Annotated in this window: 22 protein-coding genes; 10 read left to right on the top strand and 12 right to left on the bottom strand. The window is 63.0% G+C overall.

All coding sequences use genetic code 11. From position 1 onward, the window contains the following. Positions 1–31 precede the first annotated feature (31 nt). The 3 genes from AC1RCO_RS22310 to gpmI all read right to left on the bottom strand — a co-directional run bounded on the left by AC1RCO_RS22310 (position 32) and on the right by gpmI (position 4,115). Positions 32–1,318, bottom strand: coding sequence for a murein hydrolase activator EnvC family protein (locus AC1RCO_RS22310; protein WP_019093876.1), 1,287 nt, complete (start codon positions 1,316–1,318; stop codon positions 32–34). A gap of 174 nt (positions 1,319–1,492) precedes the next feature. Continuing rightward, positions 1,493–2,407, bottom strand: a complete 915-nt coding sequence (locus AC1RCO_RS22305) for a DUF1460 domain-containing protein (protein ID WP_019093875.1) — start codon at positions 2,405–2,407, stop codon at positions 1,493–1,495. A gap of 166 nt (positions 2,408–2,573) precedes the next feature. Continuing rightward, a complete protein-coding gene (gene gpmI, locus AC1RCO_RS22300; RefSeq protein WP_492618049.1) occupies positions 2,574–4,115 on the bottom strand; it encodes a 2,3-bisphosphoglycerate-independent phosphoglycerate mutase in 1,542 nt (513 codons plus the stop codon). 164 nt (positions 4,116–4,279) lie between these two features. Between gpmI and AC1RCO_RS22295 the strand changes: the two genes are divergently transcribed. From AC1RCO_RS22295 to secB, 3 genes are read left to right on the top strand one after another with little or no spacing between them, the layout of a single operon-like run. Next, positions 4,280–4,693: a rhodanese-like domain-containing protein gene (locus AC1RCO_RS22295; RefSeq protein WP_011058747.1), complete on the top strand. Its 414-nt coding sequence runs from the start codon at positions 4,280–4,282 to the stop codon at positions 4,691–4,693. Further along, the gene (gene grxC / locus AC1RCO_RS22290; RefSeq protein ID WP_011058748.1) at positions 4,693–4,947 is read left to right on the top strand and encodes a glutaredoxin 3; all 255 of its coding nucleotides are present in this window, start codon (positions 4,693–4,695) and stop codon (positions 4,945–4,947) included. The genes AC1RCO_RS22295 and grxC overlap by 1 nt, the downstream gene beginning before the upstream one ends. Positions 4,948–4,989: 42 nt before the next feature. After that, the gene (secB, locus tag AC1RCO_RS22285) at positions 4,990–5,469 is read left to right on the top strand and encodes a protein-export chaperone SecB (protein WP_011058749.1); all 480 of its coding nucleotides are present in this window, start codon (positions 4,990–4,992) and stop codon (positions 5,467–5,469) included. A 95-nt stretch (positions 5,470–5,564) separates the two neighbouring features. Here secB and trmL read toward each other — a convergent pair whose 3' ends face one another. Continuing rightward, positions 5,565–6,020 carry a tRNA (uridine(34)/cytosine(34)/5-carboxymethylaminomethyluridine(34)-2'-O)-methyltransferase TrmL gene (gene trmL / locus AC1RCO_RS22280; protein ID WP_047283558.1) on the bottom strand — a complete coding sequence of 152 codons (456 nt, stop codon included), beginning with the start codon at positions 6,018–6,020 and terminating at the stop codon, positions 5,565–5,567. Here trmL and AC1RCO_RS22275 point away from each other — a divergent pair. Next, positions 6,019–6,459: a hypothetical protein gene (locus AC1RCO_RS22275; protein WP_011058751.1), complete on the top strand. Its 441-nt coding sequence runs from the start codon at positions 6,019–6,021 to the stop codon at positions 6,457–6,459. The two genes, trmL and AC1RCO_RS22275, sit on opposite strands and share 2 nt — an antisense overlap. Positions 6,460–7,225: 766 nt before the next feature. On the opposite strand, the gene ntrC is transcribed toward AC1RCO_RS22275, so the two are convergent. Next, on the bottom strand, positions 7,226–8,662 hold the full coding sequence (gene ntrC, locus AC1RCO_RS22270; RefSeq protein ID WP_492618048.1) for a nitrogen regulation protein NR(I): 1,437 nt from the start codon (positions 8,660–8,662) through the stop codon (positions 7,226–7,228). After that, on the bottom strand, positions 8,659–9,744 hold the full coding sequence (gene glnL / locus AC1RCO_RS22265; RefSeq protein ID WP_011058753.1) for a nitrogen regulation protein NR(II): 1,086 nt from the start codon (positions 9,742–9,744) through the stop codon (positions 8,659–8,661). Before glnL ends, ntrC begins: the two co-directional genes overlap by 4 nt. Before the next feature lie 371 nt (positions 9,745–10,115). Here glnL and AC1RCO_RS22260 point away from each other — a divergent pair, with 371 nt between their 5' ends. After that, positions 10,116–11,210 (top strand): bifunctional transcriptional activator/DNA repair enzyme AdaA, encoded by a 1,095-nt coding sequence (locus AC1RCO_RS22260; RefSeq protein ID WP_011058754.1) that lies wholly within the window; start codon positions 10,116–10,118, stop codon positions 11,208–11,210. Here the strand turns inward: AC1RCO_RS22260 and AC1RCO_RS22255 are convergent. Together AC1RCO_RS22255 and AC1RCO_RS22250 are read right to left on the bottom strand one after the other, a co-directional pair. Beyond that, the gene (locus tag AC1RCO_RS22255; RefSeq protein ID WP_065364826.1) at positions 11,193–12,605 is read right to left on the bottom strand and encodes an MFS transporter; all 1,413 of its coding nucleotides are present in this window, start codon (positions 12,603–12,605) and stop codon (positions 11,193–11,195) included. The genes AC1RCO_RS22260 and AC1RCO_RS22255 overlap by 18 nt on opposite strands. Positions 12,606–12,762: 157 nt before the next feature. After that, on the bottom strand, positions 12,763–13,662 hold the full coding sequence (locus tag AC1RCO_RS22250) for a LysR family transcriptional regulator (RefSeq protein ID WP_492618047.1): 900 nt from the start codon (positions 13,660–13,662) through the stop codon (positions 12,763–12,765). A 110-nt stretch (positions 13,663–13,772) separates the two neighbouring features. On the opposite strand from AC1RCO_RS22250, the gene AC1RCO_RS22245 reads away from it, so the two are divergent. Then, positions 13,773–15,494, top strand: a complete 1,722-nt coding sequence (locus tag AC1RCO_RS22245; RefSeq protein WP_492618046.1) for an acyl-CoA dehydrogenase family protein — start codon at positions 13,773–13,775, stop codon at positions 15,492–15,494. A 35-nt stretch (positions 15,495–15,529) separates the two neighbouring features. Further along, entirely contained in the window at positions 15,530–16,717 is a 1,188-nt protein-coding gene (locus AC1RCO_RS22240; RefSeq protein ID WP_492618045.1) for a CaiB/BaiF CoA transferase family protein, read from the top strand. A 3-nt stretch (positions 16,718–16,720) separates the two neighbouring features. Here the strand turns inward: AC1RCO_RS22240 and AC1RCO_RS22235 are convergent, their stop codons facing one another. The 3 genes from AC1RCO_RS22235 to glnA all read right to left on the bottom strand — a co-directional run bounded on the left by AC1RCO_RS22235 (position 16,721) and on the right by glnA (position 19,394). Beyond that, positions 16,721–17,227, bottom strand: a complete 507-nt coding sequence (locus AC1RCO_RS22235; protein ID WP_015633837.1) for a DUF4124 domain-containing protein — start codon at positions 17,225–17,227, stop codon at positions 16,721–16,723. A 68-nt stretch (positions 17,228–17,295) separates the two neighbouring features. Next, positions 17,296–17,850: a chorismate mutase gene (locus AC1RCO_RS22230; protein WP_011058760.1), complete on the bottom strand. Its 555-nt coding sequence runs from the start codon at positions 17,848–17,850 to the stop codon at positions 17,296–17,298. Between the two features lie 137 nt (positions 17,851–17,987). Further along, positions 17,988–19,394 carry a glutamate--ammonia ligase gene (gene glnA, locus AC1RCO_RS22225; RefSeq protein ID WP_011058761.1) on the bottom strand — a complete coding sequence of 469 codons (1,407 nt, stop codon included), beginning with the start codon at positions 19,392–19,394 and terminating at the stop codon, positions 17,988–17,990. A gap of 331 nt (positions 19,395–19,725) precedes the next feature. Between glnA and thiI the strand changes: the two genes are divergently transcribed. Continuing rightward, positions 19,726–21,180 (top strand): tRNA uracil 4-sulfurtransferase ThiI, encoded by a 1,455-nt coding sequence (thiI, locus tag AC1RCO_RS22220; protein ID WP_011058762.1) that lies wholly within the window; start codon positions 19,726–19,728, stop codon positions 21,178–21,180. A gap of 139 nt (positions 21,181–21,319) precedes the next feature. After that, positions 21,320–23,140, top strand: a complete 1,821-nt coding sequence (gene typA / locus AC1RCO_RS22215; RefSeq protein WP_019093868.1) for a translational GTPase TypA — start codon at positions 21,320–21,322, stop codon at positions 23,138–23,140. 267 nt (positions 23,141–23,407) lie between these two features. On the opposite strand, the gene AC1RCO_RS22210 is transcribed toward typA, so the two are convergent. Continuing rightward, on the bottom strand, positions 23,408–23,848 hold the full coding sequence (locus AC1RCO_RS22210; RefSeq protein ID WP_026020056.1) for a YkgJ family cysteine cluster protein: 441 nt from the start codon (positions 23,846–23,848) through the stop codon (positions 23,408–23,410). A gap of 269 nt (positions 23,849–24,117) precedes the next feature. Here AC1RCO_RS22210 and AC1RCO_RS22205 point away from each other — a divergent pair, with 269 nt between their 5' ends. After that, complete coding sequence (locus tag AC1RCO_RS22205; protein ID WP_041115300.1) at positions 24,118–26,568, top strand: glycogen/starch/alpha-glucan phosphorylase; 2,451 nt, start codon at positions 24,118–24,120, stop codon at positions 26,566–26,568. Positions 26,569–26,574 lie beyond the last annotated feature (6 nt).

Genomic DNA, 26,574 nt, shown 5'->3' with positions numbered 1-26,574 from the left:
GTCGAACGAACTCCTAATTTAGATGCAGCGCTTATCCTTGCGCGTGGCACCACTGTGCCGGGTCGCTGGGGCGGCCCTGCTGACGAATTGCAAAGTACAGCGCAGGAGTGTCCTGTCCGCCACTATTACCGACGGTGGAGATGGACTCTCCGGCCTTGACCACGTCGCCGGCTTCCTTGAGCAGCGTCTGGTTGTGTCCGTAGAGGCTCAGGTAACCGTTGCCGTGATCGAGGATCACCAGCAGGCCGGCGCCGCGCAGCCAGTCGGCGAACACTACCCGGCCACCGTGCACGGCATGCACCTGGCTGCCGGCGGCGGCGCTGATCATCACGCCGTCCCACTTGGAGCGGGAGTCGTCGCCACGGGTTTCACCAAAGCGTGCCAGTAGTCGACCATCAACGGGCCATGGAAGTTTTCCCCGGGCTGAAGCAAATGCCCCGCCATAGGAAGGGCCGGCGCTGGAAACCAGGGCTCCAGGGCTTGATCTTGCGGGTTTGCGCGGCTCATCGCTGGCGTCGGCCTGAGCCTCACGCAAGCGCTTTTTTTCGGCTTCCTGCTGGGCGATCAGCGCTTTCTGCCGCGCTTCTTCTGCCTCGCGAGCCTGGCGTGCCAGGGTTTCCTCGATGGTTTTCAGGACCTTGGCCAGGTCGGCCTGGTCCTGTTCGCGGGCCTTGAGCTTGTCGTCACGGGCCTTCACATCGTTGTTCAGCTTGGCCAGGGCCAGCTGGCGCTCCTTGCGCACCTTGTCGAGTTCTTCGCGCTGGGTGTCGAGGCTGCTTTTCTGCACCAGCAACTGGGCCTGCTGCAGGGAGATGTCCTTTTCCACATTGGCCAGCTGGCGCAGGGTCTCGTTGAAATTCTTCAACTGCTCCAGGCGTGCCTGGCTCAGGTAGTCGTAATAGGTCAGGGTGCGGGCGAATTTTTCCGGGTTCTGCTGGTTGAGCAGCAGCTTGAGGTATTCCTGGCGCCCGTTCTGGTAGGCCGCGCGGGCCTGGATGGCGATCAGTCGCTGCTGTTCAGTGCGCGCGCTCTGGAGTTTTTTTTTCTCCTCATCGAGTCGCTGCAGCTCGGATTCGCTTTTCTTCAGCTCTTTTTGCAGGGCCTCGACCTGCTTCTCCAGCTTGCCCATCTCGGTTTCGGTGCCGCGCAGTTCTTTCTGCACCCCGGACTTCTCTTCCTGCAGCTTGCCCAGCAGCTTTTTCAGCTCGGCAATGTCCTGACGCGTGGCGTCCAACTGTTGTTGGGTTTGCGCGCGCTCGTCGGCGAAAGCCGGTTGGAGCAGGCAGATCAGAGCAAGGGTAATCAGGGCGCGAAGCATAGAGGCGGGCGACACCAGGGAAAGGGACGGCCTAGTATGCCCGCCCATCGCTGCAAAAAAAACGCCTCAAAGCCAACTGCTTTGAGGCGTTCGTCATAAAAAGCCGTTTCCGGGCCGTTATTGGGCCATTTGCTATCAGCGTGCCGCCGCCGTGGCCTGGGGCGGCGGCGCCGATCAACCTTGTGCGGGCGAGCGAGCCTGATGCTGCAGTGCCTGGGTGCCGGCCTTCGCGGCCGAGGCATCCTGGCCGGCCTGGCTGTCTTGCCGGGCCCGCAGGACCACGATTCCCGGGACGTTGTGAACGTACTCCATGAAGGGCGAGTCGATCACCGCGCCCTGGTCCTTTTTCGAGGAGGCGTTGCGCAGGACCGGGCCCTGGGCCGTCTGGATGAACAGCCCGGTATGGGTGACGTCCAGGCCCGAGAGGTGGGTATAGATGCCGATGTAGTCGCCGGTTCGCAGGTGGCTGAGCAGATGCTGGTCAATCAATGCGCTGGGAATGTAGGTGATGTCGCGTTCGGCCACGGGCAGGCCGGGCAGGTAGCGGCCGCCATCGGCCTTTTGATTGAGGCGCTTGGCCACGGTCACCGCGTTCGCACTCAGCTGGGCGGTCACATCCTCGGCCATGGGTTGCCCGGCATGGGCCCAATCGGTGAAGAAGTGGCGGCGGTTGAGGAAGTTGATATCGCCGTTCACGTAGCGAATCTGCACCAGGTTGTTGATGAAGCCGGCCTCGTCGCTGGACTGGCGCAAGGCCTCGACGTAATCCAGGTAGGTGAAGCAGTCCAGGCCCCTGAAGTCGACCACCAGCTTCTCGGCCAGGGTTGCGGAGCCGTGCAGCCGGTTTGCCGCGTAAGGCGTGTGCAGGAACTCCCGGGAAATCAGGTCGTTCATCTGGCCTATGTCGGTAGAGCCCCGAGGAGGCTGGATCTTCAGCAGTGCTTTCAATTTATTGGCGGTCTGAGCATCCATTTCCACCGGGCTGTGTTGCTGCGCGAGGGCACTGGCATCCACCGGCTGTTGAGCAGGAATCTGGCTTGCACAGCCTGACAGGAGGGAGGCCAGAAGCAGCGTAGCCGTCTTGTTCATGGAGATTCTCTCTGCTGTTATTGATAACGATAATCATTATTCAATAAGTGCCCGGCGCTTGTCTGCTTTTACTTCCATGGCCCTGATTCGCCCTGTGCAAGGCCACCATGAAAAACGCCCGACGGTTGCATCGGGCGTTTTTGCCTGCAATGGCGAGCTGGAGGGATCAGTGCGCCGGGTCCACCAGGATCGACGTGCCGGTCATTTCCGCGGGCTTGGGCAGGCCCAGCAACTTGAGCATGGTGGGCGCCACGTCCGCCAGAACCCCACCTTCACGGACTTTCAAGGCGCGTTTGCCGACATAGATGAATGGCACCGGCTCGGTGGTGTGGGCGGTGTGGGCCTGGCCGGTGGATTCGTCGGACATCTGCTCGACGTTGCCGTGGTCGGCGGTGATCAGGGCTTCGCCGCCGACCTTTTCCAGGGCGTCGACGATACGTCCGACGCACAGGTCCAGGCATTCCACGGCTTTGACCGCCGCCTCGAACACGCCGCTGTGACCGACCATGTCGCCGTTGGCGTAGTTGACGATGATCACGTCATAACGCTGGTACTCGATGGCGTCGACGATCTTGTCGGTGACTTCCGGGGCACTCATTTCCGGCTGCAGGTCGTAGGTGGCGACTTTCGGCGACGGGATCAGGATGCGCTCCTCGCCCGGGAACGGCTCTTCGCGGCCACCGGAGAAGAAGAAGGTGACGTGGGCATACTTCTCGGTCTCGGCGATGCGCAGTTGGGTCTTGCCGTTTTTCGCCAAATAGTCGCCCAGCACGTTCTCCAGGCTGCCCGGGGCAAAGGCCGATGGCGCGGGGATGCTGGCGGCGTACTGGGTGAGCATGACGAAGCCGGCCAGCTTAGGCTGGCGTGGGCGTTCGAAGTCCTTGAAGCCGTCTTCGACGAAGACCCGGGTCAGCTCCCGTGCACGGTCGGCGCGGAAGTTCATGAACACCACGGCATCGCCGTCCTCGACCTTGACCGGTTCGCCGATGGTGGTGGCCTTGACGAATTCGTCGCTCTCTTCACGTGCGTAGGCGGCTTGCAGGCCTTCCTGGGCGGTGGCGGCGTTGAACTGGCCCTGGCCGTCGACGATCAGGTTGTAGGCCTGGGCCACACGGTCCCAGCGGTTGTCGCGGTCCATGGCGAAGTAACGGCCGATCAGGCTGGCGATGCGGCCCTTGCCCAGGGTCTTGAAGGTTTCGTCCAGCAGTTCGATGGACGACTGGGCGCTTTTGGGCGGGGTGTCGCGGCCATCGAGGAAGGCATGCAGGTAGATCTTCTCGGCGCCGCGCTTGAAGGCCAGTTCGGCCATGGCGATCAGGTGGTCCTGGTGGCTGTGCACGCCGCCGTCGGACAGCAGGCCGAGGATGTGCACCGCCTTGCCGGCATCCACGGCCTTGTCCACGGCCGCGCAAATGGTCGGGTTCTCGAAGAACTCACCGTCACGGATGGCCTTGGTCACCCGGGTGAAGTCCTGGTACACCACGCGGCCGGCGCCGAGGTTCATGTGGCCGACTTCGGAGTTGCCCATCTGCCCGTCCGGCAGGCCGACATCCATGCCCGAACCCGAGATCAGGCCGTTGGGCATGCTGGCGCACAAGCGGTCCAGGACCGGCTTCTTGGCCGCATAGACGGCGTTGGATTCGTGGCTTTCGCTGTGACCGAAGCCATCCAGAATCATCAGGACCAAAGGTTTAGGCGTGGTAGTCATGGCGTCCACTCGTGGCTGGATAGGAAAGAGATGAAAGGGAGGTGTTGAAAAAGGGAGTGGCAGTTTAAAGCGAAGTTCCGGTGGAGTCACCGCCGGGCGGGGTTTGGTCGACCCGGAGGGCTGTGTATACTGGCCGACATTTTAACGCCCTGGAACCTCCTTAGATGGTTGCTCACCTGATTCAATTCGCCACTGAACACTACTTGCTCGTCGGCGCCTTCGCCATCCTGCTGGCTCTGTTGATCGCTCATGAATTGAGCCGCGGTGGCCGCAGCCTCAGCACCCGTGAACTGACCGCGCTGGTCAACAGCGAGCAGGGCGTCGTGATCGATATCCGTCCATCCAAGGACTATGCCGCCGGCCATATCGTCGGTGCACTGAACATTCCCCAGGACAAGCTGGCCGCCCGTGTCGGCGAGCTGGAGAAGCACAAGTCCAAGACCATCATCCTGGTGGACGCCCAGGGCCAGCACGCCGGCACCCACGCCCGCGAGCTGCTCAAGTCCGGTTTCACCGCGGCCAAGCTGTCCGGCGGCGTGGCCAGCTGGAAGGCCGATAACCTGCCATTGGTGAAGTAATGTCCAAGGTCATCGTCTACTCCAGTGATTACTGCCCTTACTGCTCGCGCGCCAAGCATCTGCTGGCGAGCAAAGGCGTAGCCTTCGAAGAGATCAAGGTCGATGGCAAGCCCCAGGTACGCGCCGAGATGGCCCAGAAGGCCGGGCGTACGTCCGTGCCGCAGATCTGGATCGGCGCCACCCACGTAGGTGGCTGTGATGATTTGTTCGCCCTGGAGCGTGCCGGCAAGCTCGACGCGCTGCTAGCGGCCTGAAATTCCCAACCCTATAGACCCAAGATCAAGAAGGACTCTGAGATGACTGACCAACAGAACACCGTTGCCGACGACGAAAGCGCACCGCAATTCTCCCTGCAGCGTATCTACGTGCGTGACCTGTCCTTCGAAGCGCCGAAAAGCCCGGCGATCTTCCGTCAGCAGTGGGAACCTAGCGTCGGCCTGGACCTCAATACCCGCCAGACAGCGTTGGAAGCCGACTTCCACGAAGTGGTGCTGACCCTGTCCGTGACCGTGAAGAACGGCGACGAAGTGGCCTTCATCGCTGAAGTCCAGCAGGCCGGTATCTTCCTGATCAAGAACCTGGATGAGGCTTCCATGAGCCACACCCTGGGTGCTTTCTGCCCGAACATCCTGTTCCCTTACGCTCGTGAAGCGCTGGACAGCCTGGTGACCCGCGGTTCGTTCCCGGCGCTGATGCTGGCCCCGGTGAACTTCGATGCGCTGTACGCCCAAGAGCTGCAACGCCTGCAGTCCGCTGGCGAAAACACCGTTCAGTAAGTGCGGGTTGCGGTACGAAAAAAGCGCCTGTAACGGCGCTTTTTTCATGCTCGGGCAAAACCTGTAGGAGCGGGCTTGCCCGCGAACCCCCGGCTCTACTTGAACCCCAACTGTCTCCAGCCTTCATAGACCGCAACGGCCACGGTGTTGGACAGGTTCAGGCTGCGGCAGCCTTCGCGCATGGGCAGGCGCAGGCGCTGTTCGCCGGGCAGGGCGTCCAGCACGTCCGCCGGCAGGCCCCGGCTCTCGGGGCCGAACAGGAAGGCGTCGCCCTCCTGGAAGCTGGCGTCATGGAAGGGGCGCGAGCCCTTGGTGGTGAAGGCGAACAGGCGCGGCTGGCCGAGGCTTTCCAGGCAACTGGCAAGGTCGGCATGGCGTTGCAGGGTGGCGTATTCGTGATAGTCGAGGCCGGCGCGGCGCAGGCGCTTGTCGTCCATTTCGAAACCCAGCGGCTCGATCAAATGCAGGTGGCAGCCGCTGTTGGCGCACAGCCTGATAACGTTGCCGGTATTCGGCGGAATTTCTGGTTGAAAGAGGATGACGTGAAACATGCACGGCTCCGAAGAGAAAGACAGGCTGCATTCTACGCCTGAAGCGTACTCGCGACCGAAGCTAATGCTGCGGGTGTTCGGCTCCCTGGCGATTGTCGGGGTGATGGTAGGGCTGATGATCGGCCGCCTGACCCAGCCTGATCCGGTGGCGTTGCAGCAGGTCGAGGTGGCGCCCGATGGGCTGGTGCTGTGGTTCAACCATGAGCCCAAGCTCCATGGGGAACACATCGATGGCACCGTGGCGCTGCTGTTCGATGCCCAGGGGCAGGCACAGAAGGGCCAGTTGCAGGTCAATCAGCGCAATGTGAACTGGCGGGTGCGCCGGGCGGACCAGGGCCTGCTGCTGAACCTGGTGGCCGCGCGGCCGCTGCGGGGCCAGTGGGACGGGAGCGAGGTGGAGGGGCGCTGGCGCCTGGCGATCCACCTGCGGGAGGAATAAAAGAGGGAAACCCCGGCCTGCCTGTACCAAGGCCCCCAAAAGCGGGAGGGGCTGAGCGCCACGAGGGCGATGAGTCCCGGTGTAAAGAAGGGGATTCCCGGCCTGCCTGTACCAGGGTCCCCAAAAGCGTGGCCCGTCGCGATGCGCGGGATGGGCCGGGTATTAAAGAGGGAAGTCCCGGCCCTGCCTGTACCGGGGTTCCCGAAAGCCTGGCCCGTCGCTGTGAGCGGGGTGGGCCTGGTGTTAAAGAGGGAAGTCCCGGCCTGCCTGTACCGGGGTTCCCGAAAGCCTGGCCCGTCGCTGTGAGCGGGGTGGGCCTGGTGTTAAAGAGGGAAGTCCCAGCCTGCCTGTACTGGGGTTCCCGAAACCTTTGGCCGTCGCGATGTGCGTGCCGAGCCAGGTGTTAAAGAGGGGAATCCCCGGCCTGCCTGTACCAAGGTCCCCGAAACTGGGTAGTGACTGGGTTATTGCAGGTGGCGTGCCAGTTTTGGCTGCAGAGGCGTTGATTGCTGGGATAAAAGGCCGAAAGCCCCGTAATCCGGGGCTTTTGCGTTTTCGACGGAGGGCTTTTCAGAGCTGAGGCCCGGGTTGTACCCGGGCTGGATGGCACTGCAGCGCGCCTTCGGGCAGTGCATGCACCCCATCCTGGTGCACGCACTTCCTCATCGTAGGAGCCGGCTTGCCGGCGAAAGCGCCTGTGGGCGCACTGCAAGGCTCAAGGGCCTCTTCGCTGGCAAGCCAGCTCCTACATGCCGCGGCCGGGGCTTCAGCCTTCCTCGCCTTCATCCTCGTCGCCACCGTCGACCTTCATCCCCAGCTCCTTGATCTTGCGGGTCAGGGTATTGCGCCCCCAGCCCAACAGGACCGCGGCATCGCGGCGGCGGCCGGCGGTGTGCTTGAGGGCGGTCTCGATCATGATCCGCTCGAAACTCGGTACCGCGCTGTTCAGCAGGTTCGATTGCCCGCGGGCCAGGGCCTGGTCGGCCCATTGGCGCAGGGCCTGTTCCCAGTTGGTGACCGGCGCTGAATCCTGGGGCAGGCTCAGCAACTCCGGTGGCAGGTCGCTGATATGCACCTCGCGACCCGAGGCCATGACGGTGATCCAGCGGCAGGTGTTCTCCAGCTGGCGCACGTTGCCCGGCCACGGCAGGTTCTTCAGGTATTCCTCGGTTTCGTTTTTCAGCAACTTGGGTTCCACCGCCAGTTCCTGGGCGGCGCGGCTGAGGAAGTGCCTGGCCAGGGTCGGGATGTCTTCGCGACGGTCCGACAGGCGCGGGATATGGATGCGGATCACGTTGAGGCGGTGGAACAGGTCCTCACGGAACTTGCCGGCGTGCACCAGGGTTTCCAGGTTCTGGTGGGTCGCGGCGATGATGCGTACATCGACCTTGACCGGGGTATGGCCACCGACCCGATAGAACTCGCCATCGGCCAGGACCCGCAGCAGGCGGGTCTGGGTGTCGGCTGGCATGTCGCCGATCTCGTCGAGAAACAGGGTGCCGCCGTCGGCCTGCTCGAAGCGCCCGCGCCGCAGGTTGGCCGCGCCGGTGAAGGCGCCCTTTTCATGGCCGAACAGCTCGGATTCCATCAGGTCCTTGGGGATCGCCGCCATGTTCAGGGCGATGAACGGCGAAGCCGCCCGCGGGCTGTGGCGATGCAGGGCATGGGCTACCAGTTCCTTGCCGGTACCGGATTCGCCGTTGATCAGCACTGTGATGTTGGAATGGCTCAGGCGCCCGATGGCTCGGAACACCTCCTGCATGGCCGGCGCCTCACCAATGATTTCCGGGGTGCGAGTCAGGGTCGGCGGCACTTCCAGGCCTTGCTGTTCCTGGGCGTGCTGATTGGCGCGCTTGACCAGCGACACCGCTTCATCGACATCGAACGGCTTGGGCAGGTATTCGAAGGCGCCGCCCTGGTAGGAAGCGACAGCGCTATCCAGGTCCGAATGCGCGGTCATGATGATCACCGGCAGGCGCGGGTGCTGCTCGCGAATCCGTGCCAGCAGGTCCAGGCCACTGGCGCCGGGCATGCGAATGTCGGAAATGATCACGTCCGGGGCCTGGCGGGCCAGGCGGCTCATCACCCCGTCGGCGCTGTCGAAGCTCTGGGTGGTCATCCCTTCCTGCTGCAGGGCTTTTTCCAGGACCCAACGGATAGAACGGTCGTCATCGACGATCCACACGGTTTCACTACGGCTCATGTCGATGGGGCTCCTTGTTCCAGTGGCAGAAAGATCGAGAACGTGGTGTGGCCGGGATGGCTGTCACATTCGATCAGACCCTGGTGCTGGCTGATGATGTTCTGGGTGATGGCCAGGCCCAGCCCGGTACCGTCCGGGCGGCCGCTGACCATGGGGAAGAAGAGGGTGTCCTGCAGTTCCGCGGGGATGCCCGGGCCGTTGTCGATGATTTCGATCTTGCTCACCAGGCGATGGCGCACGTGGCCGATGGTGAACTGGCGCATGGTGCGGCTGCGCAGGGTGATGCGCCCCAGGCGCATTTCATTCTGGCTGCTGATGGCCTGCATGGCGTTGCGCACGATGTTGAGCACCGCCTGGATCATCTGTTCGCGGTCGATCAGCACGTCGGGAATGCTCGGGTCGTAATCGCGCACCAGGGTGATACAGCCCTGGCTTTCGGCTTCCACCAGGCTGCTGACCCGCTCCAGCACTTCATGGATGTTGGTCAGGGCCAGGGATGGCAGCTTGTTCGAGCCGAGCATGCGGTCCACCAGGTTCCGCAGGCGGTCGGCTTCTTCGATGATGACGTTGGTGTAGTCCTTGAGGCTTTCCTCGGGCAGCTCCCGGGCCAGCAACTGTGCGGCGCCGCGAATGCCCCCCAAGGGGTTCTTGATTTCATGGGCCAGGCCGCGCACCAGCATCTTGCTGGTTTCCTGCTTGGACAACTGGGCCTCTTCCTTGGTGATCCGAAGCAGCCGGTCCCGGGGGTGGACTTCCAGCAGCAGCAAGGTGTCGCCGTTGCTGAGGATCGGCGTCACCGCGTAGTCGACGGTCAGGGTCTGGCCGGTCAGTGCGGTGAGCATGGCTTCGCGCTTGGTGAAGGGGTGCGCCTGCTCCACCGCCTGGCGCAGGGAGCTCAGGGCCTCGGCGGATTCGGTGAACAGCTCGCTGATGAATTGCCCATGGCTGCGCTGGCCGCTGATGGCCAGGAGCATTTCCGCCGCCGGGTTCATGTACTCAAGGCGCAGGTCGGCATTGAGCAGGATGGTGGCGGTGGTCAGGTTGTCCAGAAGCAGGCGGTGCAGTGGGTCGCTGATGGTCATGGGTAGATGGTGACCTCTTTTGAAGCAAGACAATCCGGGGCCGGTCCCGAAGTGCGCGCGCGGCTAAGGCGCTGTGGTGGAGAAAATGCAAAAACCAAACCAAGGCTCCGAAAAGAAGCGCGCATGCCCTGAAACAGGCGTTTGAAGCCTGGTTCTGTGGCGTTTTGCCAGCTCTGGCGGGTATTTTCGAACCATAATGGGCTGGTATTGGCACCTGAGTGCAAGGCATTGCACCAATATAGTGCATGAATCTGAACGGCGCTCGATGGGCGTGCCTTGATAGGAGAATCAACGCCCGTTTTTCAGCGGCGCGGGGCAAAGGGCGGGTTTAGAGTGCTCGAACCCGATGCTTCAAGGTTTAGGATGCGGCCATGGAAAATGCCCCTCTGCTGTTCCAGCTTCCCGATGACGACACCCTGTACCAGGCGCTGCTGGCCCGGGACCCGGCCTATGAAGGCTTTGCCTTTGTCGGGGTGAAGAGCACCGGCGTGTTCTGCCGCCTGACCTGCGCTGCACGCAAGCCCAAGCGCGAGAACACGGTGTTCTTCGGCTCCATCAAGGGTTGTGTCGAAGCAGGGTTCCGCGCCTGCCTGCGCTGTCGTCCGCTGGAGCGGGCCGGGGTCCAGGAGCCCTGGGTGCAGACCTTGCTCGAGCAGTTGGGCCGCGACCCGGAACGCCGTTGGTACGAGGACGACCTGGTCGCCCAGGGGCTGGACCCATCCACCGTGCGCCGTGCGTTCAAGCGCTATTTCGGCGTCACCTTCCTGGAAATGGCGCGCCTGCGTCGCATGGGCCAGGGCATGCAGCAACTGGCCTCGGGAGAGCCGGTGATCGAGGCGCAGATCAGCGCCGGCTTCGACTCCGACAGCGGCTTTCGCCACGCCTTCAGCCGCCTGGCGGGCCAGCCGCCGTCCAACCTGCGGGGGCGGGAACTGCTCAAGGTCGATTGGTTGCAGACCCCGATCGGCGTGATGCTGGCGGTGGCCGACGCCCAGGTCCTGCATCTGCTGGAATTCTTCGACCGCCCGGCACTGGCCAATGAGTTGCAGAACCTGCAGAAGAGCAGCGGTTCGAGCATAGGTTTCGGGCGTTTTGCCCCCATCGACCAGATCGAGGCCGAACTGCAGCGTTACTTCGCCGGTGAGGCGGTGCACTTCGCCACACCGCTGGCGATGAGCGCCTCGCCCTTTACCCGTACCGTCTGGCAGGCGCTGCGGGCCATTCCCCTGGGTACCACCTGCAGCTACGCCGAGGTGGCGCGGCAGGTCGGCTCGCCCTCAGCGGTGCGCGCGGTGGCCCGGGCCAATGCCGCCAACCAGATTTCCATTGTCATTGCCTGCCACCGGGTGATTGGCGCCGATGGCTCCCTGACCGGCTATGGCGGTGGTCTGTGGCGCAAGCGCTGGTTGCTGGAGCATGAGCGGCGCCTGCACCACTTGCAGGGTGCATCAGCGAGCGGGCTGTAGCTCGCTGCCGGGCACCGGGTCGAGCCGGGAAACCTTATCCACAGGTGGCTGGGCGCCAGTCTGGCGCGCCAATTCGTCGGCATCCGCCTGTTCCGCCGTGGACAGCTCGGCGGCGTTATGGCCGATGCGCTTGAGCAGGGCCAGCATGCATGCCAGCGAGACCAGGGCGTAGCAGGCCGAGGCGATGGCCACGCCGATGATGCTGCCGGTGCCATTGAGGATGCTCTGGGCCAGCACCGGCGTGGCGCCGCCTACCAGCAGTGAACACAGCTGATAGGAGATCGACAGCCCGCTGTAGCGCACCCGGGTCGGAAACGCCCGCGCCAGGATGCCGCCCACCGCGCCATAGAACATCGAGTGCGGCACCGTGGCCAGGCACATGCCCAGCACCGCGATCCAGTAGTGACCGGTCTCCACGGCGAAGAACATCGCCGGCATCAGCAGCAGCTCGGGCACCACCATCAGCACCATGGCCTTGCGCATGTCCATGCGTGAAACCAGCACCGCACCCAGGGGCTGGGTGATGAACTGCACCACCAGGGCGATGACGATCACGCTGAGGAAGCTGCCCTGGCTGTAGCCCAGCTCCTTGGTGGCCCAGGACAGGGCGAAGGTGCTCTTGAAATAGGTGACGTGGATGATCGGCAGCACCCCGGCCCCCAGCAGTACCAGGCGCCAGTGGTCGCGCAGGACTTCGAGAATCGGCAGCTTGACGGTCTTTTTCTGCTCCATCAGGCGCTTCATGTCATCGGATTCTTCCAGCTTGAGGCGGATGACCATGCCGATGATCACCAGCACCGCCGACAGCAGGAACGGAATGCGCCAGCCCCAGAGCAGAAAGTCCGGAGTCGGCAGGGCGCTGAGGCCGAAGAACACCAGGGTTGCCAGCAGGTTGCCGGCCGGCGAACCCTGCTGGGCGAAGGCGGCATAGAGAATGCCCTTGCCCTTGGGCGCGCTTTCGCTGGCGATGAGGATCGCCCCGCCCCATTCGCCGCCCACCGCGATGCCCTGGATGATGCGCAGGGTCACCAGGGCAATGGGGGCCCAGACGCCGATCTGCAGGTAGCTGGGCAGCAGGCCGATGCAGGTGGTGGCCAGGCCCATCATGATCAGGGTGATCACCAGGGTGGTCTTGCGGCCGATCTTGTCGCCCATGTGGCCGAAGATGATGCCGCCGACGGGGCGGGCGATGAACCCGGCCCACAGGGTCAGGAAGGACAGCAGGGTGGCCGTGCCGGGGGGCAGGTCGGCGGGAAAGAACACCTTGCCGAACACCAGGGCGGCGGCGATGCCGTAGGCGTAGAAGTCATACCACTCGATGGTGGTGCCGATGAATGAGGCGATACCCGCCTTGCGGGCTTTCTTGTGGGCAGCGGCATCCTGGGCAGCGTTCATGTTCAATTCCTGCGTTTTTATTGTTATATGCGCCCCTGATCGGGCGCATGGACCTCTGGCAAGGTCCGACCGCTGGGAGCCTATACAGGCAGGAATCGAAAAATATAATGATTAAATCTTATGGTTTGATACGTGATTGCGTATCGCGCCCCAACGCTCAGCGCCCTCCGGCGGCCGGTTTGATCAGGGACTTGAGCAGCCCGAGAAAGCTTTCGGCCGCCGCCGAAGGCTTGTCCTCCAGGCGGATCGCCTGGATCTGCGAAGGCGCGCCGGAGCCTTCGAGCTCGCCGTAATGCACGCCCGGCTGGCCGAGCATGGCCAGGGTCTGGGGCACCAGCGCCACGCCCATCTCGTGGGCCACCATTGCCACCACCGTTTGCCATAGCCGCGTCTCGTGGCGAATGCGCGGGCTGAACCCGGCCGCCACGCAGCGGGAAATGATCAGGTCGTGGTAGTGCGGCGAGACCGCCCGCGGAAACAGGATGAAATCGTCATTGGCCAGTTGCGCCAGGTCGATCCGCGCCTGGGTGGCCAGCGAGTGGCTCTGGGGCAGGCAGCAGAGGAACGGCTCGGCCAGCAGCGGTTCGCTGTGGATGCCGGCGGCGAAGGTGCTGCCATGGACGAAGCCGATGTCGATCTGGCCGCGTTGCAGGGCCTGGGTCTGGTCGGCACTGTTCATTTCCATCAGCACCACTTCGGTTTCCGGGGATTGCTGTTCGAAGGCCTTGACCGCCTCGGGCAGCCCGCGGTGCAGGATCGAATTGACGAAACCCAGGCTCAGGCGCCCGGCAAAGCCTTCTGCCGAGCGCTGGGTCAGGTGCCGCGCCTGGTCGGCACGCAGCAGCAGGTAGCGGGCCTCGTCCAGCAGAACCTGGCCGGCGTTGGTCAGGCTCACCGACTTGTTGTTGCGATTGAGCAGTTGGACTTCCAGTTGCCCCTCAAGCTTCTTGATGTCGAAACTCAGGGCCGGCTGGGAAATGCACAGACGGTTCGCGGCCCGCCCGAAATGCAGTTCTTCGGCTACCGCGACGAAGTAGCGCAACTGTTTGAGGTCCATGGCGACTCCGGCTCTACGATATGGATTTCTTATCGTAGTTGATTGATTTTGTATTAGATACTTATCGATGGCGGCTCTAGTCTCGGCCTACAAAAAACAGGAGACGCGCCATGACCGCCGAGCCCCGCCCCATTGAAGACAGCCTCAACATCCCCGACAGCCGCGGCATCAACCTGTTCGAGTGCGACGCCGGCCTGGCCGCGCTGCTCCAGGTCTACCTGCCCTCGGCGGTCTACCAGCAGTGGTTGCCCACCTTGCAGCACCTGGGCGCCCGGGCCGGTGGCGAGCTGGATGTGCTGGCCCTGAGCGCCGACAAGAATCCCCCGGTGCTGCAACCGCGTACCCGCCGCGGCGAGAACCTGCAAAGCATTGCCAAGCATCCGGACTACGTCACCCTGGAACGGGTGGCCTTTGCCGAACTGGGGCTGGCTGCCATGAGCCACCAGCCCGGAGGCCCGCCGCCGCTGATCAAGTACGCCCTGACCTACCTGTTCGTCCAGGCCGAGTTCGGCCTGTGCTGCCCGGTGAGCATGACCGACTCCCTGACCCGCACCCTGTGCAAGTTCGGTACGCCGGAACTGGTGGCGCGCTACCTGCCGCAGTTGCAGTCCCAGGATTTCGAGACGCTGTTCCAGGGGGCGATGTTCATGACCGAACAGGCCGCCGGTTCCGACGTGTCACGCACCGAAACCCGGGCCCGGCTGGAAGATGGCCAATGGCGCCTGTTCGGTGAGAAGTGGTTCTGCTCCAACCCGGATGCCGACCTGGCCATGGTCCTGGCGCGCCCGGAAGACGCACCACCGGGCATGGCCGGGGTGACCCTGTTCCTGTTGCCCAAGGTGCTGCCCGACGGCTCGCGCAACCACTACCGGATCCAGCGCCTGAAGGACAAGCTGGGCAGCCGCTCGATGGCCAGTGGCGAGATCACCCTGGAAGGCGCCACGGCCTACCTGATCGGTGAGGTCGGCCGCGGTTTTCAGCAGATGGCCGACATGATCAACATGTCCCGCCTGTCCAATGGCGTGCGCGCGGCGGGGCTGATGCGCCGGGGGCTGAGCGAGGCGTTGTACATCGCCCGCCAGCGCCGGGCCTTCGGCAAGCACCTGATCGAAATGCCGCTGATGCAGCGCCAGTTGCTGAAGATGGTGCTGCCCGCCGAACAGGCGCGCTCGATGTTCATGCAGATCGCCAGCTTGCTGCCCCGGGCCGATGGCGGCGATGAGACGGCGCGCAAGTGCGTGCGGATCCTCACGCCGCTGATCAAGTTCCGCGCCTGCCGTGATGCACGCCGGGTGACCGGCGATGCCATGGAAGTACGCGGCGGGGTTGGCTATATCGAGGAGTGGAGCGATGCCCGGCTGGTGCGCGATGCGCACCTGGGGTCGATCTGGGAGGGCACCAGCAACATCGTCGCCCTGGACATTGCCCGGGCGGTGACTCGGGAGCAGGCGCTGGAGCCGTTGCAGGGCTATCTGGCCGGGCTGCTGGCCGAGGCCGATTTGCCACCGGCGAGCCGCCGGCTGTTCGATTCGGCCCTGTTGCGCACCGTGACCGGCTTCCATGCCGTGGCGCAGCAGCGCCGGGACGAGCAGGTACGGCAGGTGGGCAGCGTTCTCTATCACCTGGCCAGCGCCATCTTCATGGCCTGGGAGGCCGCGCGCCAGGGTGCGGACCATCGGCGCCTGGCCCTGGCTCACCTGGTGCTGGTGCACAAGGTATTGCCGCGCGATCCGTTGGGCCTGGAGCCGGTGATCGATGCCGAGCTGCTGGCGCGCCTGGCCAATGAAAGCCCGCTGTCCCAGGCCCAAGCCATGCAATTGCTGCCGGCCTGAATGGCCGTCCTTGTCCGATCTGCCGGAGTACATCCATGACGTTTGCCCAAGGCGCCCTGGCGGGCGTGAAAATCATCGATCTCAGCCGTGTGCTGGGCGGCCCCTACTGCTCCCAGGCCCTGGCCGACCACGGCGCCGAGGTGATCAAGCTGGAACCTTTGAGCGGTGATGAGACCCGGGGCTGGGGGCCGCCTTTCGAAGGTGATGACGCGGCGTATTTTCGCGGCATCAACCGTAACAAGCAGGGGATCGCCGTCGACCTGTCGCGCCCTGAAGGCCTGGAACTGCTGATGCAGTTGCTGGAAGGCGCCGACGTGCTGATCGAGAACTTCAAGCCGGGCACCCTGCAGCGTTGGGGCATCGGTTACCAGGAGGTGCTGAGCCAGCGTTTTCCGGCGTTGATCCACTGCGGGATTTCCGGCTTTGGCGCCGATGGCCCGCTGGGCGGGCTGCCGGGTTACGACGCGGTGATCCAGGCCATGGCCGGGCTGATGAGCGTCAACGGCGAAGGCGACGGCGGGCCGTTGCGCATCGGCCTGCCGATTGTCGATATGGTCACCGGCCTGAATGCCCTGGCGGGGATTCTCCTGGCCCTCAACGAGCGCCAGCGCAGCGGCCTCGGGCAGTCACTGGACATCTCCCTGTACGACTGCGGCGTGTCCCTGCTGCACCCGCACCTGCCGAACTACTTCGCCGCCGGCAAGACGCCCAGACGCACGGGCAACGCCCATCCCAACATTGCTCCCTACGACAGCTACCGCACTGCTGGCGAGCCGATTTTCCTGGCGGTGGGCAACGACCGCCAGTTCGCCCGGCTGTGCCAGGAACTGGGGGCCGGCGCGTTGCTGGAGGACCCGCGTTTTACCGACAACGGCCAGCGCTCGGTCAACCGCGAGGCCTTGAAGCAGCAACTGGAGCATTACCTGTCGGCACACGACTGCGCGTTGCTGGCCCCGCGGCTGATCGGCCTGGGGGTGCCTTGTGGTTCGATCGCCACCGTCGACCAGGTGGTGGCTCATCCCCACACCCGGCATCGCGGGCTGCTGGTGGAACTCGATGGCTACCGGGGCATAGGTTCGCCGGTGAAGTTGTCGCGCACGCCGGCCAGCTACCGTACGGCGCCGCCGAGCCTGGGGCAGGACACCCGGGCGGTATTGCAGGGGCTGGGCCTGGATGAACCGACCATCGCCGCACTGCTGGCCAGCGGCGTGGTGCACGGTTGAGGCTCAGGGGCGGCGGGCCCGCAGCAGAGTGAAGCTGATGGCCGGGCTCTGTTGCAGGACCTTGTCGCCAGCCAGCACCTGCACCGCCAACCGGTGCTGGCCACGGTCGATATTCACCAGTTGCAGCTCGGGCCCCTGGCCGGCCTGGCCATAGGGCTGGCCATCCAGCAGCAGGCGCAGACGGTGGCCGGGCCGCAGGCTGGGCTGCAACTCCACCTGCACGCTGAAACTGCCGTTGTTGGCGCGCAAGGCACCGTGCTCCGGTACGCCGCTCAGTTGCAGCCGTTCGTAGGCCAGAAGGGTGCTGGCAGGTTGTGCTGCCGGCGTATGTGGCGCCGGTGTGGCCGGGCTGGGGAGGCGATTCGGCGCGGGCGTTTCAATCTGCCGGTACGAGGTTCCCGGCGGCTGGTCGCTATAGGCGCGATTACCGGCCGAGTCGGTGTACTGGTAGATCTGCGCGCCGGCTGGCAATGCGCTGATCCACAGCAGGCAAGCAATGACGAGGTGCATCTCGCTGATCCTGGCGGGTGCCTGAAAGGCTCCAGCATAGGGTGCTGCTGCGCGTGGCACAGGCGTGGTTAACCTTTGAACACACATAACTCTGCCGTGGCACGAACCATCGCCAGTCGTCGCAGTGGGTCGCTGCTGCTGGCCTGATTGGCCCGGGCCAGCCATTGCGGGCATTGGCGGTCGGTGCGCTGCGGGCTGAAGTCGGCCAGTTGCTGCAGCAGGCGTTTTTGTAACTGATCAAGTTGGGGGCGGATCTGCCCGGCCAGGTCCTGGCGCGGAGTGTCCGGTGCCCGGCCTTGCAAGTGCCAGGTCGAGAGTCGGGCGTATTGCACCAGCTTGTTGGCTTCGATCTGGGCGGCGAAGAACTGCCCAACCGTTTCTTCGCTCAAGTGATAGGTTGCGGCCTGGGCGGTTGCCCCGGCGATCACCTGTTGTTCCCGCGGGCGGTCTTCCACGGCCTTGTGGCTGTCCCATTTGCTCAGGGCCACCTGATCGGCAATCGCCAGGCGTTCGCCGATGCTCTGCAGCAGCGGGGCGAGGGCGGGCGGGGCGTCACTGGCGCAGGCGGCGGTGGCGAACAGGCTGCAAGTCAGGGCGAGGCACAGGTTGAGGCGCGAAGTCATGGGCGGGCTCGGCTGCTGATGGGGAGACGGCTCCCATGATGCACGCAACCACCCCGGGCAGGGCAAATGCGCGGGCATAAAAAAAGGCCTCCCGAAGGAGGCCCCTTGATCACGCGGCTTGCGCCGGCGCTACCGGATCAGCAGCTGTAGTACAGCTCGTATTCCAGTGGGTGTACGAAGGTACGTACCTTGATTTCTTCTTCGCTTTTCAGGGCGATGTAGGCGTCGATGAAGTCGTCGCTGAAAACGCCGCCTTTGGTCAGGAACGCACGACCTTTGTCCAGCTCTTCCAGGGCTTCCTTCAGGCTGCCGCAAACTTGTGGGATCTCTTTGGCCTCTTCAGGCGGCAGGTCGTACAGGTTTTTGTCAGCAGCGTCGCCAGGGTGGATCTTGTTCTGGATGCCGTCCAGGCCGGCCATCAGCAGGGCAGCGAAGGCCAGGTACGGGTTGGCAGCCGGGTCCGGGAAACGGGCTTCGATACGGCGGGCCTTAGGGCTCGACACGTAAGGAATACGGATCGAAGCGGAGCGGTTGCGCGCCGAGTAGGCCAGCATGACCGGGGCTTCGAAGCCTGGCACCAGACGCTTGTAGGAGTTGGTCGCCGGGTTGGTGAAGCCGTTCAGGGCCTTACCGTGCTTGATGATGCCGCCGATGAAGTACAGGGCGGTATCGGACAGGCCGGCATAGCCTTCACCTGCGAAGGTGTTCTTGCCGTCTTTCCAGATCGACATGTGGACGTGCATGCCCGAGCCGTTGTCGCCGTACAGAGGCTTGGGCATGAAGGTGGCAGTGCGGCCGTAGGCGTCAGCCACGTTGTGCACCACGTACTTCAGGGTCTGGGTTTCGTCGGCCTTCTTCACCAGGGTGTTGAACTTGACGCCGATTTCGTTCTGGCCCGCAGTCGCCACTTCGTGGTGGTGAACTTCGACGGTCAGGCCCATTTCTTCCAGTGCGTTGCACATGGAGGTACGGATTTCGTGGTCGTGGTCGAACGGTGGAACCGGGAAGTAGCCGCCCTTGACGCCTGGACGGTGGCCCTTGTTACCGCCTTCGATGTCCTGGTCGGACATCCACGAACCTTGTTCGGAGTAGATCTTGAACATGGAGCCGGAGATGTCGGACTTGAATTTCACCTGGTCGAAGATGAAGAACTCTGGCTCTGGGCCGGCGAATACGGTGTCGCCGATACCGGTGGCTTTCAGGTGCTCTTCGGCGCGCTTGGCGATGGCACGTGGGTCACGATCGTAACCCTGCATGCTCGAAGGTTCGATGATGTCGCACACCAGGATCAGGGTCGGTTCTTCGGTGAACGGGTCCAGTACGGCGGTTTCGTCGTCCGGCATCAGGATCATGTCGGAGGCTTCGATGCCTTTCCAGCCAGCGATGGAGGAGCCGTCGAACATCTTGCCAGCTTCGAAGAAGTCTTCATCCAGCGCATCACGAGCCGGCATGGTCACGTGATGTTGAGTGCCCTTGGTGTCAGTGAAGCGCAGATCAATCCATTTGACGTCATGATCTTTGATGAGTTGAACCGACTTCGACATAGTGTCCTCCGGGTGGCTTCGGGCTTGGTGTTGGAGTGCCCTTAGAATGTGGGTGATGCCGGCGCGAATACTCTGCCATGGCAACCTGCCTCACAAGGGAGCAAATTGCATGCCAGTGCCCCGAGATGGGTTTTCTGCCCCAAAATCACGCTTTCTGCGACGTATTGGGTTGAATGCCGGCATTCGGCGCACTGCAATGTAGCGTCTTTGCCAATAAATGACCCGTTTTGGTGCATCGAAAACCTTCTGCACATAAACTGGTTAAACCTTGAGCAATTTCCGCTATAATCCGCGCCCCCCTTTTTCGGCTGGCCCAGCGCGCGCTGTTTTCATGAAACTAATCGTTAAAGTTTTCCCGGAAATCACCATCAAGAGCCGCCCGGTTCGGACGCGTTTCATCCGTCAGTTGGCGAAGAACATCCGTGCTGTGCTCCGCGACCTGGACCCGGCCGTGGTGGTCAATGGTGTGTGGGACAACCTCGAGCTGGAAACCGCCGTCAGCGAGCCCAAGGCCCTGAAGGACATGACCGAGCGCCTGAGCTGCATGCCCGGCATCGCGCATTTCCTGCAGGTCGACGAGTACCCTCTGGGCGACTTCGACGACATCGTCGCCAAGTGCAAGCAGCACTTTGGCGAAGCCCTCCCGGGGAAGGTTTTTGCCGTGCGCTGCAAGCGTGCCGGCAAGCATGAATTCAGCTCCATGGACGTGGAAAAATACGTCGGCAGCCAACTGCGTCGGCAGTGCGGTGCCGCCGGAATTTCCCTGAAAGAGCCTGAAATCGAAGTGCGGATGGAAATTCGCGACCAACGGTTGTTCGTGATCCACAGCCAGCACAACGGCATCGGCGGCTACCCGCTGGGCGCCCTGGAACAGACCCTGGTCCTGATGTCCGGCGGTTTCGATTCCACGGTGGCGGCGTACCAGATCATGCGCCGCGGCCTGATGGGGCATTTCTGCTTCTTCAACCTGGGCGGGCGTGCCCATGAACTGGGCGTGATGGAAGTCGCGCACTATATATGGAAGAAGTACGGCAGCTCCCAGCGCGTGCTGTTCGTCAGCGTGCCGTTCGAGGAAGTGCTCGGGGAAATCCTCGGCAAAGTCGACAACAGTCATATGGGCGTCATTTTGAAGCGTATGATGTTGCGTGCCGCGTCGAGCATCGCCGACCGCCTGCACATCGACGCGCTGGTGACCGGCGAGGCGATTTCCCAGGTGTCCAGCCAGACCCTGCCGAACCTGTCGGTGATCGACTGCGTGACCGAGAAACTGGTACTGCGCCCCCTGATTGCCAGCCACAAGCAGGACATCATCGACCTGGCCGTGGAGATCGGCACCGCCGACTTCGCCAAGCACATGCCGGAGTACTGCGGGGTCATCTCGGTGAACCCCAAGACCCATGCCAAGCGCCATCGCGTCGAGCATGAAGAGAAAGAATTCGATATGGCGGTGCTCGAGCGTGCGATCGAGCGGGCCAAACTGGTGCCGATCGATCGGGTGATCGACGAGTTGGGCCAGGATGTACAGATTGAAGAAGTCAGTGAGGCGCTGGCCGGTCAGATCGTCATCGACATCCGTCATCCGGATGCCGAGGAAGACCAGCCGCTGGAGCTCGCAGGCATCGAAGTAAAAGCGCTGCCGTTCTATGCATTGAACGCCCGCTTCAAGGAACTGGACCCTACGCGCCAGTACCTGCTGTATTGCGACAAAGGCGTCATGAGTCGCCTGCATGCTCACCATCTGCTCAGTGAGGGACATGCCAATGTGCGCGTTTATAGACCGAGCTAAGTGCCCGGGGATGTTCGCCTGTGGCTTGCGTCACCGGCCCCCCGACGCCGCCGTCCAGCTGTAACGGCCAGGCCTGAATCTATTGTTAATCGCTGCCAGCATTTGTCAGCACACCGAATCCTCTGATCGAGATACACAAGTGATCGAAAATCTACGCAACATCGCCATCATTGCCCACGTTGACCATGGTAAGACCACCCTGGTAGACAAACTCCTGCGTCAATCCGGCACCCTGGAACGCAACGAGCTCAACGACGAGCGCGTGATGGACTCCAACGACCAGGAAAAAGAGCGCGGCATTACCATCCTGGCGAAAAACACCGCCATCAACTGGAACGGCTACCACATCAACATCGTGGACACCCCGGGCCACGCCGACTTCGGCGGCGAAGTTGAGCGCGTAATGTCCATGGTCGACTCCGTGCTGCTGCTGGTCGACGCTCAAGACGGCCCTATGCCGCAAACCCGTTTCGTGACCAAGAAGGCTTTCGAAGCCGGCCTGCGTCCAATCGTGGTGATCAACAAGGTCGACCGTCCGGGCGCGCGTCCTGACTGGGTTCTGGACCAGATCTTCGACCTGTTCGACAACCTGGGCGCCACCGAAGAACAGCTGGACTTCAAAGTCGTCTACGCCTCGGCCCTGAACGGCATCGCCGGTCTGGACCACACCGAAATGGCCGAAGACATGACCCCGCTTTACCAGTCGATCGTCGACAACGTGCCAGCGCCAAGCGTTGACCGTGACGGTCCGTTCCAGATGCAGATCTCCGCTCTGGACTACAACAGCTTCCTGGGTGTGATCGGCGTTGGCCGTATCGCTCGCGGTCGCGTCAAGCCCAACACCCCGGTAGTGGCCATCGACGTCGACGGCAAGCGCCGCAACGGTCGTATCCTCAAGCTGATGGGCCACCACGGTCTGCACCGCGTAGACGTTGAAGAAGCCGCTGCCGGCGACATCGTCTGCATCAGCGGTTTCGACGAGCTGTTCATCTCCGACACCCTGTGCGACCCGACCGCTGTTGAAGCGATGAAGCCGCTGACCGTCGACGAGCCAACCGTTTCCATGACCTTCCAGGTCAACGACTCGCCATTCTGCGGTAAAGAAGGCAAGTTCGTGACCTCCCGTAACATCAAGGAGCGTCTGGACAAGGAGCTGCTGTACAACGTTGCTCTGCGTGTCGAAGAAGGCGACTCGGCCGACAAGTTCAAGGTTTCCGGCCGTGGTGAGCTGCACCTGTCGGTACTGATCGAAACCATGCGTCGCGAAGGTTTCGAAATGGGCGTTGGCCGTCCTGAAGTGATCATCCGTGAAGTTGACGGCGTGAAGCAGGAACCGTTCGAAAACGTCACCATCGACATCCCTGAAGATTCCCAGGGCAAGGTCATGGAAGAAATGGGCCTGCGTAAGGGCGACCTGAGCAACATGGTTCCGGATGGCAAGGGCCGTGTACGCCTGGAATACAACATTCCAGCCCGTGGTCTGATCGGTTTCCGTAACCAGTTCCTGACCCTGACCAACGGTGCAGGCATCCTGACCTCGATCTTCGATCGCTACGCTCCGATGAAGTCCGGCCACATGTCCGGCCGTCAGAACGGCGTACTGGTATCGGTAGAAACCGGCAAGGCCCTGACCTACTCCCTGGAAACCCTGCAGGCGCGCGGCAAGCTGTTCGTCGAGCACGGCCAGGAAATCTACAACGGTCAGATCGTTGGTCTGAACAGCCGTGACAACGACCTGGGTGTGAACCCAACCAAAGGCAAGAAGCTCGACAACATGCGTGCTTCGGGCAAGGACGAAACCATCGCCCTGGTTCCACCGGTCCGTTTCACCCTGGAACAGGCTCTGGAATTCATCCAGGACGACGAGCTGTGTGAAGTGACTCCTAAGTCCATCCGTCTTCGCAAGAAGATCCTGGACGAAGGCGAGCGTACTCGCGCTGCCAAGAAAGCCAAGAACTGAGTCTTTAGTTCCGGCTGAATGAAAACGCCCCCGGCCTTGCGGCCGGGGGCGTTTTTTTTGATCTGTGAAAAAGCTCGGGTCCTGTCGCCGCTGCCGAGCCTGCAAGGCTGCGCTCGACCGCGTAGCGGTCGTAAAACGGTGTATCTGGAACTCTGCAGTGGCCCGTACTGCGGCGGCTTTGCAGCCGTTCGCAGCCTCGAAGGCTCGGCAGCGGCTACAGGGCGGCAGGGTTACATGGGGAACGGGGTTGCAGGCGCAGGCCGGGGCTCAGAAGCGTTCCAGGGTCCGGCTGCTGGTATTGGTCGGGCGCACCTGAGGCTTGGGCTTGTAGGCGCAGTAACCGGGGCGCGGGCCGATCTTCGGATGGTTGCGGCAGGTATCCGGGCGCTTGTCATAAATGGTGCACAGGCGGCTTTTACGATCCAGATACAGGCAGTCGTTGTTGCTCATGCGCTGCAGGGTGAAGATTTCCGACTTCTGGTTGTAGCGCTCGACGATGCCTTCCTTCTGCAGGCGCTTGGCGATGTTCTTCGCCGGCTCGCCGCGTTCGAATTCATCGACGATGCCGATGCGGATCAGGTCCTTGATCTTCACTTCCACCGGCAGTGTGCAGCAGCTGGACATGCAGGAGCCGCACATGGGGGCGGTGTACTTGGCCCAGGTATCGAGACGATCGATTTCCGCGGCGGCGATCAGGTTGGACTTCATCAAGGTCATTTCCGGCAGGTGTTCCAGGGCGCGCGATCATACCGGGACTGGTGGATTTTTGAACGACTTTAGGTCGGATTTTTCTTCATGTGGCGCCGAACAATACCTGGCGGCACGGCAACTGCATCCTTTTCTCCCGCTGGCGCAGAAGACTCCCTGTTTAGCCGAGCCATTTGAAATAGCGCCGAACCAGAGCCTTCGCCTCGTGTCAGACCGACTAGGCTCAGACAATTCCATGCTCACTGTGTATCTCGTCAGAGGTCGTATCGATGACTCAGGAACCCCTTGTTCGCGACGCTGAGGTGGCCGCTTTTCGCGAAGCCGTCTTGACCAAACTCACCTACGCGGTAGGCAAAGACCCGGATCACGCCTTCGACCACGACTGGTTCGAAGCCATTGCCCTGGCCGCGCGGGACCACATGGTCGACCACTGGATGGATCACACGCGGCAGATCTACCGCAAGGGCCAGAAGCGGGTGTACTACCTGTCCCTGGAGTTCCTTATCGGCCGCCTGCTGTTCGACAGCCTGAGCAACCTCGGGCTGCTGGAGGTGGCCCGCGAGGCCCTCACCGACCTGGGGGTGGACCTGGAGCGCATCCGCCTGCTGGAGCCCGATGCGGCCTTGGGCAACGGTGGCCTGGGGCGCCTGGCGGCATGCTTCATGGAAAGCATGTCGACCCTGGGCATCGCCGGCCACGGCTACGGCATCCGCTACGAACACGGGCTGTTCCGCCAGGCCATCGTCGATGGCTGGCAGCAGGAGCAGACCGAGCACTGGCTGGATTTCGGCAACCCCTGGGAGTTCGAGCGCCCCGAGGTGATCTACTCCATCGGCTTTGGCGGCAGTGTCGACACCGTGACCGACGAGGCGGGCAACACCCGGCAGGTCTGGTGGCCGGCGGAAACGGTGCGCGCGGTGGCCTACGACACCCCGGTGGTGGGCTGGCGCGGGGCCAGCGTCAACACCTTGCGCCTGTGGCGGGCACGGGCCATGGAAGACCTGCACCTGGAGCGCTTCAATGCCGGTGACCACCTGGGCGCGGTAGCCGAAGTGGCCCGGGCCGAGAGCATTTCCCGGGTGCTGTACCCGGCCGACAGCACCGAGGCCGGCCAGGAGCTGCGCCTGCGCCAGGAATATTTCTTCGTCTCGGCGTCGCTGCAGGACCTGCTGCGCCGCCACAAGAACATGCACGACTCGGTGCTCAGCCTCGGCGAGCACGCGGCGATCCAGCTCAATGACACCCACCCGTCGATCGCCGTGGCCGAGCTGATGCGCCAATTGGTCGACCTGCACGGCATCGCCTGGGACGCGGCGTGGCAGATCACCGTGGAAACCCTCTCCTACACCAACCACACCTTGCTGCCCGAAGCCCTGGAAACCTGGCCGGTGGGCCTGATGGAGCGCATGCTGCCGCGGCACATGCAGATCATCTACCTGATCAACGCCCAGCACATCGACTCGCTGCGGGCCAAGGGCCTGCACGATTTCGACGTGCTGCGGGCGGTGTCGCTGATCGAGGAAGACAACGGCCGCCGGGTGCGCATGGGCAACCTGGCGTTTCTCGGCTCCCACAGCGTCAACGGCGTGTCCGGGCTGCACACCCAGTTGATGCGCAGCACGGTGTTCTCCGAGCTGCACAAGCTGTACCCCGAGCGCATCAACAACAAGACCAACGGCATCACCTTCCGCCGCTGGCTGTACCAGGCCAACCCGCAACTCACTGAAATGCTGGTAGAGGCCCTGGGTCCCGAGCTGCTGGACAGCCCCGAGGAACTGCTCAGGGGGCTCGAACCCTTTGCCGAGAAACCGGCCTTTCGCAAACAGTTCGCCGAGCAGCGCCTGCACAGCAAGCGCGCCCTCGCGGCGATCATCCATGAGCGCCTGGGAATCGCGATCAACCCGGCGGCAATGTTCGATGTGCAGGTCAAGCGCATCCACGAATACAAGCGCCAGTTGCTCAACCTGTTGCACACCGTGGCGTTGTACCAGGCGATCCGCGCCGAGCCGGAAACCGACTGGGTGCCGCGGGTGAAGATCTTCGCCGGCAAGGCTGCCGCCAGCTATCACCAGGCCAAGCTGATCATCAAGCTGACCAACGACATCGCCCGTACGGTGAACAATGACCCCACGGTGCGCGGTTTGCTCAAGGTGGTGTTCCTGCCCAACTACAACGTCAGCCTGGCGGAAAGCATCATTCCTGCCGCCGACCTGTCGGAGCAGATCTCCACCGCCGGGTTCGAGGCCTCGGGCACCAGCAACATGAAGTTCGGCCTCAATGGCGCGTTGACCATCGGCACCCTGGACGGCGCCAACGTCGAGATGTGCGAGCAGGTTGGCGCGGAGCACATGTTCATCTTCGGCCTCAGTGCCCAGCAGGTGGAGGCGCGCAAACGCAATGGCGAGTTCAGCGCGGTGCCGGACATCGCCGCCTCCCATCGGCTGAACGATGTGCTGCAGGCGATTCGCGGCGGGGTGTTCTCCCCGGACGATCCGTCGCGCTATACCGCGCTGATCGATTCGCTGATCGATTACGACCGGTTCCTGGTCTGCGCCGATTTCGACGCTTACTGGAACGCCCAGGCTCGGGTCGAGGAGCGCTGGCACGACTCCAAGGAATGGTGGCGTTCGGCGGTGCTCAACACTGCGCGCATGGGCTGGTTCTCTTCGGACCGGACCATCCGTGAATACGCCACAGAGATCTGGAAGGCCCTGGAATGAGGCCCC

The sequence above is a fragment of the Pseudomonas sp. GW823-FHT03E05 genome, assembly GCF_058796855.1.
Note: the sequence above shows the minus strand (reverse complement) of the source record. Positions and strands in the feature narration are given on the sequence as shown.

What these genes read in the sequence shown, in the direction of transcription:
- AC1RCO_RS22310 (WP_019093876.1), bottom strand. Translation starts at nt 1,318, where the DNA reads ATGCTTCGCGCCCTGATTACCCTTGCTCTGATCTGCCTGCTCCAACCG.
- AC1RCO_RS22305 (WP_019093875.1), bottom strand. Translation starts at nt 2,407, where the DNA reads ATGAACAAGACGGCTACGCTGCTTCTGGCCTCCCTCCTGTCAGGCTGT.
- gpmI (WP_492618049.1), bottom strand. Translation starts at nt 4,115, where the DNA reads ATGACTACCACGCCTAAACCTTTGGTCCTGATGATTCTGGATGGCTTC.
- AC1RCO_RS22295 (WP_011058747.1), top strand. Translation starts at nt 4,280, where the DNA reads ATGGTTGCTCACCTGATTCAATTCGCCACTGAACACTACTTGCTCGTC.
- grxC (WP_011058748.1), top strand. Translation starts at nt 4,693, where the DNA reads ATGTCCAAGGTCATCGTCTACTCCAGTGATTACTGCCCTTACTGCTCG.
- secB (WP_011058749.1), top strand. Translation starts at nt 4,990, where the DNA reads ATGACTGACCAACAGAACACCGTTGCCGACGACGAAAGCGCACCGCAA.
- AC1RCO_RS22275 (WP_011058751.1), top strand. Translation starts at nt 6,019, where the DNA reads ATGCACGGCTCCGAAGAGAAAGACAGGCTGCATTCTACGCCTGAAGCG.
- trmL (WP_047283558.1), bottom strand. Translation starts at nt 6,020, where the DNA reads ATGTTTCACGTCATCCTCTTTCAACCAGAAATTCCGCCGAATACCGGC.
- ntrC (WP_492618048.1), bottom strand. Translation starts at nt 8,662, where the DNA reads ATGAGCCGTAGTGAAACCGTGTGGATCGTCGATGACGACCGTTCTATC.
- glnL (WP_011058753.1), bottom strand. Translation starts at nt 9,744, where the DNA reads ATGACCATCAGCGACCCACTGCACCGCCTGCTTCTGGACAACCTGACC.
- AC1RCO_RS22260 (WP_011058754.1), top strand. Translation starts at nt 10,116, where the DNA reads ATGGAAAATGCCCCTCTGCTGTTCCAGCTTCCCGATGACGACACCCTG.
- AC1RCO_RS22255 (WP_065364826.1), bottom strand. Translation starts at nt 12,605, where the DNA reads ATGAACGCTGCCCAGGATGCCGCTGCCCACAAGAAAGCCCGCAAGGCG.
- AC1RCO_RS22250 (WP_492618047.1), bottom strand. Translation starts at nt 13,662, where the DNA reads ATGGACCTCAAACAGTTGCGCTACTTCGTCGCGGTAGCCGAAGAACTG.
- AC1RCO_RS22245 (WP_492618046.1), top strand. Translation starts at nt 13,773, where the DNA reads ATGACCGCCGAGCCCCGCCCCATTGAAGACAGCCTCAACATCCCCGAC.
- AC1RCO_RS22240 (WP_492618045.1), top strand. Translation starts at nt 15,530, where the DNA reads ATGACGTTTGCCCAAGGCGCCCTGGCGGGCGTGAAAATCATCGATCTC.
- AC1RCO_RS22235 (WP_015633837.1), bottom strand. Translation starts at nt 17,227, where the DNA reads ATGCACCTCGTCATTGCTTGCCTGCTGTGGATCAGCGCATTGCCAGCC.
- AC1RCO_RS22230 (WP_011058760.1), bottom strand. Translation starts at nt 17,850, where the DNA reads ATGACTTCGCGCCTCAACCTGTGCCTCGCCCTGACTTGCAGCCTGTTC.
- glnA (WP_011058761.1), bottom strand. Translation starts at nt 19,394, where the DNA reads ATGTCGAAGTCGGTTCAACTCATCAAAGATCATGACGTCAAATGGATT.
- thiI (WP_011058762.1), top strand. Translation starts at nt 19,726, where the DNA reads ATGAAACTAATCGTTAAAGTTTTCCCGGAAATCACCATCAAGAGCCGC.
- AC1RCO_RS22210 (WP_026020056.1), bottom strand. Translation starts at nt 23,848, where the DNA reads ATGAAGTCCAACCTGATCGCCGCCGCGGAAATCGATCGTCTCGATACC.
- AC1RCO_RS22205 (WP_041115300.1), top strand. Translation starts at nt 24,118, where the DNA reads ATGACTCAGGAACCCCTTGTTCGCGACGCTGAGGTGGCCGCTTTTCGC.